Origin of the sequence: Vibrio sp. CDRSL-10 TSBA, from assembly GCA_039696685.1 — a bacterium.
Classification (GTDB): Bacteria; Pseudomonadota; Gammaproteobacteria; order Enterobacterales; family Vibrionaceae; genus Vibrio.
Genome location: CP155566.1, coordinates 1575324 through 1592413 on the forward strand (window position 1 = coordinate 1575324; position 17090 = coordinate 1592413).

The 17090-nt window shown below is 46.3% G+C and carries 16 protein-coding genes and 3 pseudogenes; 8 read left to right on the forward strand and 11 right to left on the reverse strand.

The features are described from left to right. Positions 1-9 precede the first annotated feature (9 nt). From ABDK09_14805 to ABDK09_14820, 4 genes are all read right to left on the reverse strand, one after another. On the reverse strand, positions 10-987 hold the full coding sequence (locus ABDK09_14805) for an NAD(P)-dependent oxidoreductase (GenBank protein XAW90625.1): 978 nt from the start codon (positions 985-987) through the stop codon (positions 10-12). A 432-nt stretch (positions 988-1419) separates the two neighbouring features. Continuing rightward, positions 1420-2280 carry a GTP-binding protein gene (locus tag ABDK09_14810; protein XAW90751.1) on the reverse strand — a complete coding sequence of 287 codons (861 nt, stop codon included), beginning with the start codon at positions 2278-2280 and terminating at the stop codon, positions 1420-1422. Continuing rightward, the gene (locus tag ABDK09_14815; GenBank protein ID XAW90626.1) at positions 2186-2464 is read right to left on the reverse strand and encodes a GTP-binding protein; all 279 of its coding nucleotides are present in this window, start codon (positions 2462-2464) and stop codon (positions 2186-2188) included. Before ABDK09_14815 ends, ABDK09_14810 begins: the two co-directional genes overlap by 95 nt. A 245-nt stretch (positions 2465-2709) precedes the next feature. Beyond that, positions 2710-3303 carry an undecaprenyl-diphosphatase gene (locus ABDK09_14820; GenBank protein XAW90627.1) on the reverse strand — a complete coding sequence of 198 codons (594 nt, stop codon included), beginning with the start codon at positions 3301-3303 and terminating at the stop codon, positions 2710-2712. A gap of 577 nt (positions 3304-3880) precedes the next feature. On the opposite strand from ABDK09_14820, the gene ABDK09_14825 reads away from it, so the two are divergent. From ABDK09_14825 to ABDK09_14845, 5 genes and pseudogenes are all read left to right on the forward strand, one after another. Next, on the forward strand, positions 3881-4261 hold the full coding sequence (locus ABDK09_14825; GenBank protein XAW90628.1) for a DUF4011 domain-containing protein: 381 nt from the start codon (positions 3881-3883) through the stop codon (positions 4259-4261). Next, positions 4239-5699 (forward strand): DUF4011 domain-containing protein, encoded by a 1461-nt coding sequence (locus ABDK09_14830; protein XAW90629.1) that lies wholly within the window; start codon positions 4239-4241, stop codon positions 5697-5699. Before ABDK09_14825 ends, ABDK09_14830 begins: the two co-directional genes overlap by 23 nt. Then, positions 5620-7491: a DEAD/DEAH box helicase gene (locus ABDK09_14835; protein ID XAW90752.1), complete on the forward strand. Its 1872-nt coding sequence runs from the start codon at positions 5620-5622 to the stop codon at positions 7489-7491. Before ABDK09_14830 ends, ABDK09_14835 begins: the two co-directional genes overlap by 80 nt. Before the next feature lie 19 nt (positions 7492-7510). Further along, complete coding sequence (locus ABDK09_14840; GenBank protein ID XAW90630.1) at positions 7511-8584, forward strand: DUF3320 domain-containing protein; 1074 nt, start codon at positions 7511-7513, stop codon at positions 8582-8584. Positions 8585-9012: 428 nt separating this feature from the next. Continuing rightward, a pseudogene (locus ABDK09_14845) lies at positions 9013-9535 on the forward strand (GNAT family N-acetyltransferase). A 118-nt stretch (positions 9536-9653) separates the two neighbouring features. On the opposite strand, the gene ABDK09_14850 reads toward ABDK09_14845, so the two are convergent. Then, positions 9654-10091: a DUF3859 domain-containing protein gene (locus ABDK09_14850; GenBank protein ID XAW90631.1), complete on the reverse strand. Its 438-nt coding sequence runs from the start codon at positions 10089-10091 to the stop codon at positions 9654-9656. Between the two features lie 289 nt (positions 10092-10380). On the opposite strand from ABDK09_14850, the pseudogene ABDK09_14855 reads away from it, so the two are divergent. After that, positions 10381-11408: pseudogene (locus ABDK09_14855) on the forward strand (IS630 family transposase). Here ABDK09_14855 and ABDK09_14860 read toward each other — a convergent pair. The 5 genes and pseudogenes from ABDK09_14860 to ABDK09_14880 form a co-directional block, all read right to left on the reverse strand. Further along, positions 11405-12475 (reverse strand): annotated as a pseudogene (locus ABDK09_14860) (IS3 family transposase). The pseudogenes ABDK09_14855 and ABDK09_14860 sit on opposite strands and share 4 nt — an antisense overlap. 200 nt (positions 12476-12675) lie before the next feature. Next, positions 12676-13197: a DUF2058 domain-containing protein gene (locus tag ABDK09_14865; GenBank protein XAW90632.1), complete on the reverse strand. Its 522-nt coding sequence runs from the start codon at positions 13195-13197 to the stop codon at positions 12676-12678. 168 nt (positions 13198-13365) lie between these two features. Beyond that, positions 13366-13686: a DUF1840 domain-containing protein gene (locus ABDK09_14870; protein ID XAW90633.1), complete on the reverse strand. Its 321-nt coding sequence runs from the start codon at positions 13684-13686 to the stop codon at positions 13366-13368. Positions 13687-13744: 58 nt separating this feature from the next. After that, positions 13745-13891: a hypothetical protein gene (locus ABDK09_14875; protein ID XAW90634.1), complete on the reverse strand. Its 147-nt coding sequence runs from the start codon at positions 13889-13891 to the stop codon at positions 13745-13747. Beyond that, the gene (locus ABDK09_14880) at positions 13878-14735 is read right to left on the reverse strand and encodes a LysR substrate-binding domain-containing protein (protein ID XAW90635.1); all 858 of its coding nucleotides are present in this window, start codon (positions 14733-14735) and stop codon (positions 13878-13880) included. The genes ABDK09_14875 and ABDK09_14880 overlap by 14 nt, the downstream gene beginning before the upstream one ends. A 40-nt stretch (positions 14736-14775) precedes the next feature. Between ABDK09_14880 and ABDK09_14885 the strand changes: the two genes are divergently transcribed. Next, a complete protein-coding gene (locus ABDK09_14885; GenBank protein XAW90636.1) occupies positions 14776-15210 on the forward strand; it encodes a DMT family transporter in 435 nt (144 codons plus the stop codon). Positions 15211-15219: 9 nt separating this feature from the next. Then, complete coding sequence (locus tag ABDK09_14890) at positions 15220-15681, forward strand: DMT family transporter (GenBank protein ID XAW90637.1); 462 nt, start codon at positions 15220-15222, stop codon at positions 15679-15681. A 105-nt stretch (positions 15682-15786) separates the two neighbouring features. On the opposite strand, the gene ABDK09_14895 is transcribed toward ABDK09_14890, so the two are convergent. Further along, positions 15787-16680 (reverse strand): helix-turn-helix domain-containing protein, encoded by an 894-nt coding sequence (locus ABDK09_14895; GenBank protein XAW90638.1) that lies wholly within the window; start codon positions 16678-16680, stop codon positions 15787-15789. Between the last annotated feature and the right edge of the window lie 410 nt (positions 16681-17090).

Genomic DNA, 17090 nt, shown 5'->3' on the forward strand with positions numbered 1-17090 from the left:
TAACCGACATTAACCATTGATGACGCTGTGCAGCGCCTCACCGTGAACAGAACGCAGAATATTGGCAAAGCAGTAATCGATTCTGCGTTGCCAGTTATCAATCGATGTTCCCGCCATATGCGGAGTCAGGATAACGTTGTCCCGATTGATGAATGGGTTATCAGCAGGGAGTGGTTCAACAGCAAAAGTATCGAGGGCGGCGCCGGCGATGAGTCCCTGGTCCAGCGCATCGATCAAGGCCGGTTCATGAATAATGGCACCGCGCGCGGTATTGATGAGCAGGGCATTGCGTTTCATCAGGCTAAACTGCTCAAAACTGAGCATCTGGCGGGTTTCTGTCACCAAGGGTGTATGCAGGGTAATGATGTCAGAGGTATTAAGCAGTTGATCCAGTGGCATCCATGTGGCGTTCAGGCTTTGTTCTGTCTCCGGGGCGATTCTGGAGCGCGAGTAGTAGGCCACCTTGCCCTTAAATCCCGCAACAATGTGCGCCACGGCCTGACCGATGTGGCCAAAACCGATAATACCGACCTGTTTATCTCTGAGCTCACCCAGGCTCAGCGCATGTTTATGGCCCAGCCAATCTCCGTTTTGCATGCCGTTGTGGTGTGCAGGCAGTTTTCTCAGCAGACTCAGCATCAGCAGGACGGCATGCTCGGCAACGGTCCATGAATTGACACTACCGTTATTAGCGACCGGAATATCCAGTTGTCTGAACCGGCCCAGATCGAGCAGATCGGAGCCGGCACTAAGTAGTTGCACCAGTTTTACATTGTGCAGAACGTCGAAATCGTTAAACGGCACGCTGTAAATGATTACGAATTCTGCACTGGCCAGTTTCGAACGGCGCTCTTCATCACTTGTCGTGTCGTCACAAAGGTGGAGTGCAAATCCGGCAGGGACACTGCTTTTGATCTGTTCGATGACCAAGTCAGGGATACTTGAGCTATTTTTATAGAGTAAAACAATAGATTGGGTAGAGGGCATAGAAAGCTTCCTTGTTTCTTGAGACCAGAATGGCTGACTTTTATCGTTATTAATTGCATTTTTTAGATGTAAAATGCACTTTCTGCATAATTGCATTTTTATATTTAAAAATGCAATAAGTGTGGGTGTGAAATTTTAAGAACTGTGCGCTTGATATGTGTGATTTGCACATATCAAGCGCTGTATCAACAGCGGGGAATTGGAAGGTATGCACGTCGCAAAGCGAAATCTGAGGGTTTAAGCAGTCTGAGACTCATGGTGTTTAGTTAAAATCCGGCCCTCGAACTGTGTAGGAAGTTTTGTCTGCAGGTGTTGGGTGTCGGACGGTCTGCTCAAATTGGAAATGCATGTCTGAGCACGGTTGGTAGTCAGGTTTCGCCCTGGTCTCATTCGGTTGATAAGGCCAGAGCGTGATACTCATGGGAAGAGGGCTTAAGCTTTAAGCTGGCACGCCAGCATATCGCGCTCGATCTGCTGCCAGTCTAATTCCCGGGTGCTGATGATTTCGATGCGGCTGTCGCGGCGATAGGCGACTTTATCGAAGTCGTGCTCGTCATTAACCCGGTTAAAGAAGACCCAGGCGTTACCGATGCGGATCACGCCTTTGATACGTTGTACATCGGTCAGTCCGGTTAATATCTCTTCCAGCGCCCAGTAATCGAAGCAATCGTCGCGGTGGAACAGCCAGCCGCAGCTGTATAAACCGCTGCCGTGACCGGTTTTACGCACCGGTTTACCCGGTTCAGGAGCAGTCTCATGGTGATGTTCGTGGGTGTGATCGTGGTGATGGTCATGATGTTGGTGTTCATGTTCATGTTCATGATTGTGAGCATGAGCATCCGGGAACTGCGCTTTGAGTTGTCCATTACGTACCAGATCCAGCAGAGCAGGATCAATCCTGCCGCGAATTGTCCGGCCCAGATGCTGTTTCGGCGGGAACATATTCCCTAAGCTACTTTCTGCCAGTTCAATTTGTGGCTCTTCGGCCAGGTCACATTTGTTGATCAGGACCACATCCGCCAGGTTAAGCTGATCGTGGAAAATCGGATTGCTCAGCACTTCTTCCTGCGCCAGACAGCGCGGGTCGAGCAGGCAAACTGTGGCGCGCAGGTCGAGTACGTTTTTAAAACCCGGTCCCATCAGAGTATCAATGATACCTTCCGGGTGGCCGATGCCCGTCGGTTCAATGATCAGACGATCAGGATTGGCGTGTTCGATTAACGCCCGGACGGTCTGACCCAGCGACGCGCCAAGTGAACAACAAATGCAGCCACCGGCCAGTTTCTTTAATATGCAGGCCGTCTTCGGTCGGCATCATCTCCTGATCAATCCCTACCTGACCAAATTCATTGACCAGTACTGCCCACGATTCACCTTGCGGCTTTTTCGCCAGCAGGGCGTTGATGGTTGTGGTTTTTCCGACCCCGAGAAATCCGGTGATGATGTTGGTCGGGATAGTTTTTGCTTGTTCATTCATAGTGATTCTTTGCTTAAGTCCAGGGCTTGAGTTGCAGCGATGCGAAGTTGTTATTCTGATTTAGTGTTACAACATAACAATATTGCGCGGGGTCTGGCAACTTAAACTGGTTGGATATCAAGGGCAGAGAACCTGAAACCAGGTTAAAGAGCAGGCTTTTACCGTCAGGAACAGCAAAAGCCTGTGTGTGGTGGGGGGGATGTGTCGATAAATTTAAAATGGCAGCGAGTATTTGCGCGGTAAGCTTACAAAGCAGATTTCTTCATTCTGACCAACCAGCCAGCGATGTGCCCACTTAACTCCATCATCAAGTTCACCAACCCTGCAAACTGAGCGGCTAAATACTGCTTGAATAGCAATGCGGTCAGCGCGCTAATCAAGTATCCACCCAAGATATCGAAAGGATAGTGCACGCCGACAAAAACCCGTGCCCAGCCGGTGCTTAACGACAAGGCTAAAAGCACCAACCCTAACTTGCGCAAGGATTTTTCGAAGCACAGGTAGAAAGCAACACTGGCGAACAAAGTGATGTGATCGCTTGGAAACGAGGAATCACTGGCATGGCTGATCAGCTTGATGCCTAAGTGATCGACAAACGGACGGTTGTGATACCAGACAAGTGAAATGGCATAGTTTACCGCCAGCGCCAATACGGTCGTTAACCCGGCGTTAAATGCCACCGTTTTAGAGTGTTTATCACGCATCCACAACAGTGCCAGACACAGCGGGATGAGAAAAACCGGCAGTTCTGCACATAGTTTTGCGAGTTCCAACAGCGCAGGGCTGGGTTGATGAGAAGGGTTAATCAGCAGAAATAGCCAGTGGTTAAAGGATTCCATAAAAAACTCGTTGAATATCTAATTAAAACTTGCAAGCAAAGCTACGCAACGAAACTTAAGAAACGCTTAAGGGACTGAATCAATGAGGTTTTTCTACTCGGGCATACTAAAGTCGGAACCACATCAAGCTGATGTTTGTAACGATGGTGATACAAACGCAAAGTGCTAAGCTCAGCTAAGCCTTCTCCATGGCCGATCGCCTCTGTTATCAGTACCTCCAACGTAACTTATAACAATGGTTGTCTTTTCTTTAATATTGCCGTAGGAATGAGGTCGGTAATTTGATATAAACTTATGCATTCTGTTGTCATTCATCGGCTTTGCTATCGACAAGGTATGGCGGTAGCGTTTCTGAAATTGAGGGATTGGAGCAGAATAGTCATGATATAAGTTTGTAGAATCGAGCTCCTGTGTTATTCAAAAGCTAAAGTGTAGATGTACTATAGCTATTACTGCACATAATCTCATTACTCTTTACGAATTTGTTAAACAATAAGTTTTTGAACCATATTATATGTATCGCTTAGTCTGATTCGATACAATACGGTTAATAATATTGTAAGGTTTTAACTGCAACATGAACTCAAATCTTAAAGATATTTTTGATAAAAGCCGTCAAGAGCTCCTTGATATGGGACTCAGAGGAAATACATTACTTAATGTCGGAAAGGGAGCCAAAATTCTAGACATTGTTGACGAAAAGTCTGAACAAGTGTTTGAGCATTTGGTTGAATATTCAAAGGCAATGTCATTTCTTCCTGCTCCTGATTCTCTAGATAAAGAGGATAGAAATTCGATATCTTTAATTGATTTGACAGCTCATCTTGAAGAAAAAAATGGTGATAAAAGGCACGCTGATAACGCTCTGCAAACTCAGCTATTTAGAAAATCACTTGATACGCGCTTACTAAAATTGAGCACGGAAGCTACGACTTTTGTTCAAGAAACAGGGTGTTGATCTACTTTATCTTGCTCTTGGTTTCGTTAAGTGGTTTGAAGACGATAACTCTGATAAACCGAGACATGCTCCCTTAGTTCTTATCCCTGTCGAAATTTTCCGAGCTGATGCAGGTGACGCACATAAAATTCGCTATACAGAATCAGAACTAGGAACAAACCTTACCCTTGCCGCTAAGCTTAAAATGGAGTTCGGTATTGTCTTACCTGACTTTGAAGAAGGAGACGATGGTTATGATTTCCAAGGCTACTTAAATTCAGTTGCGAATGCTATTTCAGGTGAAAAGCGTTGGTCGGTAGAAAGTAATAAAATCGTATTGAGTTTCTTTTCTTTTGGTAAGTTTCAAATGTATCAGGACTTATCAGATGAAGTGTGGCCTGAAGGTAAAAAACCATCGGAAAATAGTTTAATTAAAAAGCTGTTTACGGAAGGTTTTGAACGTGATGCAACTTTGCTTGATTCAACACCAATGGACGTCAACCGTGTTGAAGAAGTTCAATTGGTTTTAGATTCGGACTCGAGCCAAACAGAAGCCGTATTAGCAGCAAAATCAGGGGCTAATCTTGTTATCCAAGGTCCTCCTGGTACAGGTAAATCACAAACTATCACAAACATCATATCTCAGGCTTTATCTGATAATAAAAAAGTATTGTTTGTTGCTGAAAAAATGGCAGCACTTGATGTTGTTAAACGACGACTAGATAACTGCCATATTGGCGATTCAGTATTAGAGTTACACTCCCACAAAGCGAACAAGAAATCAGTACTTTCTTCATTAGAAAGTACACTCATGCAGTATGCTCCTGTCTCTCCAGAGAGAAGTGACGATATCGACCGCTTGGTATCTCTTCGTAATAAGTTGGATGACTACTGTCTGTCGGTGAATGAAAGCATTGCTAATACCGAAGTGAGTTATCATGATGCTCTAGGTTATAGCTCGCAGCTTGAGCGAATCGTTACTGCCGCTTCAATTGACTTGGATGAACTACCTAGTACCGACTTTGATTTAAATGTATGGGATAAGAGTTATTACTTATCTGCCCTGGCGAAGATAATTGAGGCTGTTGACTATTTAAGTGAGCACGATGTGCCGAGTCTTAATTTGTTTTCATCAACACCCCTTAAAGATTATTCGCCGTCTGATGACAAGGTGGCTCAAAAGCTTGTCTCTGAATTAGAACAGATACAGCGAGAAATTATCACCCAGATTGAAGGCCTTCATACTTGTGCTGGTTATGTTTCACCTATCACTAATTACACAGACTGTATCGCGGTTTTAGAGGGTCTTTCTCTTATTGCAGACAGACCCGAGCTTGAAAGTGTCGATGCGAATTCTTCCGCGTGGGAGTCTAAAGGTGATGCGATACTCGAGTTTCGCTCTTCAAGGTGCAACTCTACAAGATCAAAAGGCAGAGTTATCAGAGTACTTTGTCGATAATGCTTTAGATTACGATTGGATGCCTGTGCGTGGCTCATTGCTGACGACTGGTCAGAAATGGTGGCGATTCTTATCAGGTGATTATCGAAGAGCGAAAAGTACTTATGCTGGAATGTGTAGGAATGGACTCGCTGGCAGTGCAAGTGAATGGATTGAAAAAATTGATGCCGTATTGGAATATCGCTCGACTCAAAAGCGCTTCATCGATTCTGCGCAACTAGCAATAGATACTATCGGTAGTCATTTTAAAAATGAGAGTACTGACTGGATAGCGATCTTAAAACCGCTTCAATGGGTTCACCAGTGCCATTCAGGAATTAAGTCTGGTTCACTTGATGCGAGTGCTGCACAGTATTTAGATCCTTCAACGGAAATTGGATTTACTACAACAGAGCTTGACCATGTAAAAGAGCTAATCAGTAAGCGTAAAGGTGTGCTGTACGAATTAGCCTTATTACTTCAGCTAGATCTGACGAACTTTACCGACTGTTGTGATTCGCTATCTATTGATGAGGTTGAGTCGTTGGGTAAAGATATACAGAAGTTCTACCCTCTAACGCGCTTTAACCGCTTAGGAGCTGAGTTAGACCGAATAGGACTTTCAGAATGGACACAGGAGGCATTTACTTGGGGTGACACGCCAACACTTTTCCGTGACTGCTTCAAATATACGTTTTATCGATCACTTGTTGAACACCAGTATGGTTCAAGAGATGAAATCCGTTATTTCGATCGAGTTGAGCATGAAAAGCAGATTGAGCAGTTCAGCTCCATAGACGGACAACTGTTCCACTTTGCTCAAGAGTCATTGGTTAAGCAGCTCTACGATAATTTACCCAACCCATCAGCAAGAGGTGAAGTGGAAACTCTAAGACGTGAGTTCAATAAGAAGCGTCGTCAAATGCCAATTAGACGACTGCTTAATAAATCAGGTCGTGTGATTCAGCAGATAAAGCCCGTATTTATGATGAGTCCAATGTCGATAGCTACTTACTTAGAGCCAGGTGTGGTTGATTTCGATTTGGTAATCTTCGATGAAGCGTCACAGGTTAAAGTTGCTGATGCTCTTGGGGCTATTATGCGCGGTAAACAGGTTGTCGTGGTTGGTGATACCAAGCAGATGCCGCCAACAAGTTTCTTCGGCAAACAATTAGTTTTAGATGATGAAGATGCAGAAGAAAGTCTAACTGCGGATATGGAAAGTATTCTAGGTATGTTCTTAGCGTCAGGTACACCAGAAAAAATGCTTAAATGGCACTACCGTAGTCGACATGAGTCATTGATTGCAGTCTCTAACCAGGAGTTTTATGACAATAAGCTGATGATTTTCCCTTCATCGGGCATTAACCCTCATGCGAAAGGTTTAAGTTTTAACTACTTGCCGAATACTACATACGATCGTGGTGGCTCAAGAAGTAACGTGGGAGAGGCGACAGAGGTTGCAGAAGCAGTAATTAAACACGCGAAGACTACGCCAAATCAAACATTAGGTGTTGTCGCATTTAGTACAGCTCAGCGTGATGCAATCCTTTTGGAAATTGAACGACTAAGAAAAGTGAACCCAGATCTTGAGGACTTCTTTGGAGAGCATGAGGAAGGGGAAGACTTCTTCGTTAAGAACCTTGAAAACGTGCAGGGTGACGAGCGTGACACTATTTTTATCAGTATCGGTTATGGTAAGACAAACGAAGGTCGTTTGCCAATGAGTTTCGGTCCACTAAACAGTGATGGTGGTGAACGAAGACTCAACGTTTCTTATCTCACGTGCTCGTATGTGTATGGAGGTATTTAGCAACTTCAAAGGTGATGAGATGCCAACGACTGATGCATCTCCGTTTGGTGTTCGAGCGCTAAAGAACTTCTTACATTATGCTGAAACAGGTGATCTCGTTAAGCGCTCAGAAACAGGCAAAGCACCTGATTCACCTTTTGAAGAGGAGGTGATTTCTTCAATTCGCTCTCTAGGTTATCAAGTTCAACCACAAGTAGGTTGTGCAGGTTTCTACATTGATATTGCAGTGCGAGATCCAAATAAACCGGGTCGCTATATACTTGCAGTCGAGTGTGATGGCGCGACATACCATAGTTCAAAGAGTGCACGTGATAGAGACCGTATTCGTCAGAGTGTCCTTGAAGGACTTGGTTGGCGTTTCCACCGCATTTGGAGTACTGATTGGTTCCGTAACAGTCATAAAGAAACGGAAAGGTTAGATGATGCTATAAAGTCAGCTATTGCTTACTATGAAGCCTTTGATTCAGAGCCTATTGTTGTAGATCCTGTAAAATCAAAGCCAAAAGCGTCTATTGAAAGGGTGGAGGTTGAACCTCAGGCATCTGCTGCTGTTTACCAAGTTTTCCCTACAGAGCAGTTATACCTTGGGTATGGTGATACGATCCCAGAAACAAGCACGGCAGTCTTAGCTCAGGATATTCTCAAAGTTGTAGAGCTTGAATCTCCAATTCACGTCAAACATCTAACTATTCGTCTTTTGTCCGCGGTTGGCAGCTCTCGAAGTGGTGCTCGGATAAATCGCTCGGTTCTAGACGGTATCGGTTTACTCAATCGGCAAGGTAAAGTCGAATTAGACGGTGAATTTATTATTGCGAAAAGCCAAGGTGAACTTACGATTCGGAATCGAGTTGAACTCCCATCAAATGAGCGCAAGTATGATTTGATCTATGATGGCGAAATCGCAAAGGCCGCAATAGAGACTGTTAAGGATACTTTCTCTATATCTAGTGATGACTTAGTTAAATCGATTACGGAGGTACTCGGTTTTTCTAGCACAAGTAAAGCGATGAGAGATAGGACAGAAACAATACTGTCTGAGCAAGTTCAGTTAGGTTATTTGGAAATAAAGGGCGACATCTACCACGTTGTTTAGTCTGTTCTTGTCATATTCTACTGAGTTGTTACTCAGTAGAATTGTTTTACTTTTTAGACTGCTATGCTTAGCGGTAGGCTATCGGACTTATATTTTCCTCACGGCATATTGATTAGAAAAGACAAAGTGCTCGATCGAGAATGGTAATCACTGTGGTCTGCTGACGGAATCTGTAGATACAAAAGTTATTGCGCATGTTTATGTAGGCTCTCGCGCTAATTGGGATGCGGGTTTCATAAACGATGGTATAGCGCAATTTGAAACTATGCCAAGTGAAGCAGAGTGGGAGGTGCTATGCAGGTAAAATTCGCATAGCAATGACGACAGTTTCAACCATTAAATGATCACGTTGGTCATCATTGTCGGTCACATATTAAATGTTGATTTGATAATCCGCATAGGGCTTACCGCCAAACAAGGAAATTCACATGGAAGTAGTAGAGGCAAACCTTACCTTAGCACCGTTGTTAGTCAGTTATGCTCGAGAATGTTCTGCATCTGGTATCGAGAAATACTCAGGTGTTGAATATGATCCGCATTCTTATTTATCGGGCTTGGTAATACGCTCTCAGGCCACCTCTCAGTTGGCTAATGGTTATTTACCGAGCACGACTTACTATTGTCTCTTTGGTGAAAAAATCCTGGGAGCTATTCGAGTTAGGAAAGGTAGTAATAGTAACGTAGAGAATGTGATTGGCCATATTGGTTATGAAACCAGGCCATCGGAAACGAGGTAGAGGTATAGCTTCGTTTTTGCTGGCCTGGGTACGTGATCATGTTATCTCCGACTCAGTGATTGTGACTTGTTCAGTCAACAATCCAGCCTCACAAAAAGTGATTGAAAGGTGTGGTGGTGAATATCTTGGCGATTATAGTGACGAGACAGAAGGGACGGTCAGGCGATATCGTTTATTAAAAACATTGGATCATACTGAAAGTTTGCCGCTTTAAGCCTGTGAGTCAGATCTAATTGAAGAGTTACATTTGACAGGTTTTTATAAGTCCAACTGAAATCTTAGAAAAGGACAAAATTCAAAACGGACTTTTAGTCTTTCGGCGTCGGGATTACCTAAAACCCTCTCGACTTCCAGAACTGCCCCTCATCACGTCCCACGACTTTGAACGTCTTTTCGGCTATGGTTCTGCCTTGCATTTCCAGCGTCATACGCCATTCGCCTAAATTACTTTCCAGGCCGTTGACCGGGCATAGCAGTTGGATGGTATCACCGAGATAAAAATCCCAGTCATTGCTGCGCACGTAGACTTCACCGTCAAATGGGGCGAGGACTTTGCCTTTCTTATTGATGATGCCTGGATGATGAATGCAAAACTGCAGCAGCTCGCCTTTGGCCTTTTTGATATTGACGATAAAACCGAACTCGACGTCTTCCTCGGCGGTAACGACCTGGGTGAATTCCTTTATTTTAGGTAGATCTTTGGATTTGGCATCCCAATGGGAATAAATGCCGTAGGAAGTCATTTCGGTGATTGGGGAACGTTTCGCCACGTGCGGATTCTCGTTAATTCAAAGTGTCGTGATTTTACTCAAATAGCATCGGGGCTTCAAATCGCATCTTGCTGATTATTCACTTTTTATTCGCTGGAAGTGATTGATAATCTGAGGATTGAATCGCCACTACTTCAGTAGACGACTTTTAGCCTCATTAAAATACTGACGTTCATACTCTAACGGTGACAGCCCGTCATTGGAACTATGCTGTCGTTTCGGGTTGTAAAACATCTCATACCAATCGCACTAATTTTATGATCTAATATCAGCTTCAATAGGAGCTGATATGACGACCCCTGACTTCCCTAAACTTATTCGTGAAACATCCGATGCTAGGATGCGTACGAGACTTCTTGCGATATCTCATTTCGTGGATGGAAAAAGCCGCACTCAGATCGCCAAATATTTAAAAGCCAGCCGTACCAGTATCAATAACTGGGTTGCGGCTTATTTAAAGAATGGTGTTGAAGGCTTGGTAGAAAAGCAGCATACAGGCCGTCCTCCACGACTGACTGAAGACCAGCTATCTCAGTTAAAGCTGTACATCACTTCCAATGCGATTAAGCCTGAAGGTGGAAGACTACAGGGGACAGATATTATTGAATTTATCCATGAGGAATTTGGCCTATCGTACAGCTTATCAGGCATCTATAAGATATTGAGAAAACTTGATTTAGTTTGGATAACAACGCGTTCAAAGCACCCAAAGCAATCTGCAGAAGCGCAAGAAGCTTTTAAAAAAATTCCCAATAGAAACGATCCTTAAGATCCCAGGACATGTTGCTTTAAAAGACGTTCAAATCTGGTTTCAAGATGAAGCCAGATTTGGCCAGCGCAACACAACAACCCGAATATGGGCAGAAAAAGGGACTCGTCCCAGAGCGGTACAACAACAGCAATTTGAGTATGCGTACCTATTTGGAGCGGTGTGCATTAATACCGGAGAAACTGAAGCTATTGTTGTTCCGATGAGCAACATGGAAGCAATGAAAGAGCAACGCAGGCTCATTTCTCAATCCACACCCGCAGACAAACATGCTGTCGTCATCATGGATCAAGCCAGTTGGCATCAAAGTTATCTTGCTGATTCATTCAAGAAACCTGACTGTCATTCATATACCGCCCTATTCACCGGAACTCAACCCAATAGAGCAAGTATGGAGTTGGTTACGTCAGAACGAAATAGCCAATAGGTGTTTTGAATGTTACGACGATATTGTCGACAAGCTGTGTAGTGCTTGGAATCGTTTTTGTGCAGACAAAAGCAGAGTCATTTCGCTCTGCTTTAGAGATTGGACTATATTGACCAGTTAATTAGTGTGATTGGTATCAATATAATTAAACACATCCATCTTTGCGTCGTCCCTGGTCGCATAAATTTTTCGCTTAATTCGTTCACGTTTCAGCAGTTGGAAGAAACTCTCTGCTACTGCGTTATCATGGCAGTTGCCTCGACGGCTCATGCTACCTTCCAAACCATGAGCGCTTAGAAACTCACTCCAATCATGGCTCGTGTATTGGCTTCCTTGATCTGAATGAACCAGCACTTTGCCAGCAGGTTTACGACGCCATACCGCCATTAATAAAGCATCTAACGCAAGCTCTTTAGTGATACGACTGCCCATTGACCAACCAATAATTCGTCGTGAGAACAAGTCCATTACAGCGCCAAGATAGAGCCAGCCCTCATGCGTTTTGATGTACGTAATATCCGTTACCCAAGCCGTGTTGGGCGCTAATGGATCGAATTGCCGCTCTAAACGATTTGGCGTAACAACGTGTTGCTCACCACTAGGAGCTCTCGGTTTTCGATAGCCAACTTGCGCTCGCAATCCTGCTCTCTGCATCAGGCGATGCACACGATTAATACCGCATTGCTCGCCAAGATCACGCAGATCTCGATGGAGTTTGCGGTATCCATAGACGCCACCAGACTCAAGCCAACATTGTTTGAGTTGGCCTGTTAGTCGTTCATTGTCACGTTGTCGCTTCGACTTTGCGCAACTCCTCCACGCGTAATACCCGCTCGGATGAACATCAAACAACTGACACAGATGTCGCACAGAGTGACTGTGATGATGCTCTTGGATAAAGGCGAATCTTACTCGGGGTGGCTTGCGAAGTACGCTGCGGCTTTTTTTAACAGGTCACGTTTCTTCAGTAACACGCTTAAGCTCTTTTTGTAATCGTCGAATTTCTGCGGACTCAGCAGACTGCTGAAGGTGTTCCTCAGAGTCAGGACCATAGCGCTTAATCCAGGCGTAAAGACTGTGTGTGGTGGTACCTAAACGCTGAGCAACATCAGCAACAGAATGGCCGGCAACAGTGACTTGTTTCACTGCTTCGATTTTGAATTGTTCGGGGTAACGTTTATGGCTCATGGACACCTCTTTTTTAGCTAGTTTATCTAACTAAAAGGCGTCTAGGAAATCAGTGGCGATTCAGATTGAGCAGGCAGAAAATGCGTGCTAAGGGAGAATAACGGAGAAGTTTGGCCAATGTATCTGGTGCGGCGCTGATTGGGTGAACACTCCCATGCTGGGCATGGGAGTGACATGTGGTTGTGCTCATACCGAGCTGATTACCACATCAGATCGTCTGGTACCACGAAGTCGGCGTACGGATCGTCTTCGTCGATCGCGTCTGATTCCGGCTCTTTCTGATCGATGATGGCTTGCTCGTCGCGCTGGGCAATTTTGTTGGCTACTACGCTTGGGATCACGGCGTAACCTTCTTCAAAGCGGGCAATCGCCAGGATGCCTTTGCTCAGTTGTTCACGCACCAGTGACTCAACGTAGAGTGATTTTACCAGCGTGCCGTCGGTGAAGTTGTATTTGATGTCGCCGTCACCCAGGTCAAGCTTGTTCATCGCGATCAGCTGTTTGATTTGCGCCTGAATCTCTTTGCTCTGGCGCTCTTCGTTTTGCTGTGCGCTTAGTGCTTTATCGCGCTCAACCTGCTGGCGTTTTTTCTCTTCAACCGCTTCTTTTACTTCACGTGCCTGAACACGTGATTTTTTCGAGCCTTTCTTTGCTTTTTTCAGCTTTTTTTCATTTACCAAGCCTGCTTTCAGCATTTGCTCTTGGAGTGTCAGTTTTGCCATGTTGTTCTCGGATTGCTGTCTATCTGGGTATTCTACTGGCTCACGCCGCGCAAATAAAGACGGGCCGGTGAGGGCAGTGTATTGATTTTTCGATGATAAACCCGGTTGGCTTTTCTTAACGGGGTTTATCGGAATAGTTTAGGTGACGCTGTCACCTAAAGCGTATCGTTATTCGTTGTCCCACATGATGCCACACTCTTCGCTGATGGCCGCGTTAAGCATATCAATCAGTGGCAGGGCGCGGTTGGAAATACTGACCGGCGGATCGTCACGTTCATCGTCGTCATCCTGATCATGTTCTTGCTGATCGGCACGTTTTTTCTCTACCGTTACCGCCGATTTAAGCAGGCTTAACGCGTGGGGAATCTCTTCAGCACCGATGGCACCGGGAACCGTGCCACTGTGACCCATCATTTTGATCATCTGCAGGCCGATAGAGCCAAACATGGTGACGTTGGCGTACGCTTTACATCGGAAGGTTATTAACATAACAGGCCTCGCTTGTGTCGGGCAGGATCAGATGCGGATGACACTGCCCATACGGATACTATGATTGCCAGTATAAGGGATTGCCGTACATCTGGGTAAAATAATCAATCACCGCGCGCACATTCAGCGGCGGGTGGCGCACATGCGGATAAATCGCAGCGATGTGCTGCGGCTGAGTATTGATCGCCGCTTCATACTCCGGCATCAGTTGGACCAGTGTACCGTGCTGCAGTTTCCTGGCCGATTAACCAGTCGGGAAATAACACAATCCCCATACCATCAAGTGCGGCGGTCAGCAGGCTTTGCGCGTTGTTGGAGCTAAGGCGCGGCGTCAGCGGGTAGTGCACCCATTCTTCATCTGCGCGGCGCAGAAACCAGCGGTTGGCCCCTTCAAATCCTTTGTACACCAGGCAGCGATGCTGCTGCAGGTCATGTCCGTTGGTCGGCATACCGTACTTAGCGATATAGGCGGGTGAAGCCGCCAGATGGTAGCGCTGATTGCCGAGAATGCGGGCGTGAAACGATGAGTCGGTCAGTGTGCCGATACGAAAAATGATGTCGGTGCCGTCTTTAAGCGGATCAATATATTCATCGGTCAGGGTCAGGTCTATCGCCAAATTGGGGTAGCGTTCGGATAACTGCTGCAGCCAGGGCGCGATATGGCGCTCACCAAAAAACACCGGTGCATTGAGCCGGACTAACCCGGACGGCTCCGCTGCGCGATCCTGCAGCTGCTCCTGTGCTTCATCAAGCTGTTCAATCACGGTTTTGGCATAACTGAAAAACAGTTTACCGGCTTCGGTCGGCACCACTGCACGGGTGTTGCGGTAGAACAGCTGTTGGCCGAGTGCATCTTCCAGATTATGGATAGTACGTGAAATCATCGAGGCGGAAACGTCTTCGCGCCGCGCGACCACAGAGAAGTTCTGTGCATCAAACACGCTGACAAAAAACCGCAATGCGCGGATATCAATGTTATTGGTTCGGTTCATTTGTGCAATATCTGCAAAGGTGATTGCCAGATTATGTCGTTTTTCTTTGCAATTCACCACTATATCATGCGCGCCTGATTTATTAGGAGCCTTGTATATGCAGTTATTGTTAATCCTACTCGTGATTGTCGGCGGGATGGGGCTGTCGGTTGAAGCGGGTATTCTCGGTCCGCTCGGTGAGCAGGTCGGCCATCTGTGGGCCACTTTCAGTATTTTTGGCGTCGGTGCAGCGCTGACGTTTTTGTTGATGCTGTTTTTCAGCCCGCGCAACAGTCCGTCGTTCTTTGAGCAGCCTTCGTGGCAGTTGCTGGGGGGTATTCTGGGGACCGGCTATGTGGTGATCCTAACCATGACCACACCGGTTATTGGGATCGCGATGACCATGATTGGCATCTTAGCCGGTCAGGTATCAAAAAGCCTGATCATTGACCATTTCGGTTTGCTGGGGACGCCGCATCGTAAAATTGATCGCAAGCGTCTGATTGCGCTTCTGTTTATCGTTGCAGCACTGCTGCTGATTGCCAAAAGCTAAGGAGACACTATGACCCTGTTAATGATTGTAATGGCGGTGCTGGGTGGCGCGTTACTGAGTATTCAAGCGGCGATTAACGGCCAGCTTGGTAATAAAGTCGGTGTGTTTCGCTGCGCGTTTCTCACCTTTTCTATCGGTGCTTTAGTGACGGCGTTGCTGATCTTCTACTTTGAACCGAAACACAGTATGACCTTGCTGGATGTGCCGAAATGGCAGCTGCTCGGAGCGATGTGCGGCGTGCCGTATATTGTGATTATGGTGCTGGCGGTGCAGCGTATCGGCGTGGCGGTTGCCACGGTGGCGGTGATTTTTGGTCAGCTGCTGATGAGCCTGCTGATTGATAATTTTGGCTGGATGAACAATAGCGAAATGGCGTTTTCACCTTATCGCCTGGCGGCGGTGGTGTGTCTTGGCATCGCGCTCTATTTTATTTACTCCAGCAGCCGCGATCAGAGTGCGGCTGCGGAGTAATCCGCCGTAATTTGGTCAGAGTGAGTCATCGGTGACCGGATCTGATAAAGCAAGCCCCCACAGTGATGCGGGGGCTTTTGTATTGGCGGTAGCGTCACTTAAGTATTAGTGCTTGCGACTGAGGCCCTGTCTGAGCTGCGTGGGTGAATAACCGAAGTGATCTTTAAAGCAGTTACTGAAGTGGCTGCTGCTGACGAAACCGCAGCCGAGGCCAACCTGAATAATCGACTCGCGGCTCTCTTCCAGCTGTTTGTGAGCAAACGCGAGGCGCAGCTTGAGGTAGTAACGCGATGGTGAAGTATCGAGGTGAGTCTGGAACAAACGCTCGAGCTGACGGCGTGACATCGCCAGACAGCGCGCCAGCTCTTCCGGGGTCAGCGGCTCTTCAATATTTGATTCCATCAGTGAGATGGCTTCCTGCAAAGCGGCCGGGCGTGCCTGTACCGGTGCGGCCGGCTCAGGTGCGGAGCCATGCAGGATAGCCTGACGACCTTCCGAAGCCTGATCGCAGCTGAGGATTTCGCGAATTGCCCGCACTAACTGACGGTCAAACTGACCTTCAATCATATTCAGCATCATTTCCATCGCGCTGTTAGGTCCGGAGCAGCTCGCGCTGTGCTCTCCGACCTCGTAGGTGTGAGTGGCCAGTTTCAGGTTTGGAAAAGTGGTACGAATATAGTGGTGACTGTTGGGATGCACCGCTGAAACCACATCTTCATCGATGGCCTGCGCATGGGCGAGGGCAATGGTGCCGTTCCAGATACTGCCGAGATTGATCTGCTGGTTGTAAGCCGCTCTGAGGCAGTAAGTAAGTTCATCGGCTGAGGCTGTATCACAACGATAGCCGCCACACACGAACAGCCAGTCCATCGAGCCGCGATTGTGCAGGTTCAGTGATTCCACTGTTGCATCGGTTGCGATGTCGATGCCGATGTCACTCAGCACCTTGCGCGAATCTATACCAAAGGTATGAATTTGGTAAAGCGGACGTTCGTGCACCAGGTTTCGCCGTAATCAAGGCATCCATCGCAGCGGTAAACGCCATCAGAGAAAAGTTGGGCTGCAGAATAAAGCCGATATTTACCGGAACGGACTGGGATGGATTCGAAGTAGTTACGATCTCGGACATAGGGAATTAAGTTCACTGCTGGTTACAAAGGCGCTGAATTTTTATCTCACTCACCACACCAGCTTACCTGCTGTGGCGGTTAAGCGTTAACTCATTGATAGCTCTAACAGCGTTTTAACAGGTTATCGGTGCGATGTATATGATGAGTTCTCAGCGGCGCGAATTTAACCTCAATTCTTGTGCATAAAACCCTGAAATCGAGGCTGCAAATAACGATTAATAAATCGAATCTTAACCACAAAAACCTTTTGCTTTCAAAGCCGCATTTTTTATTGCGCTC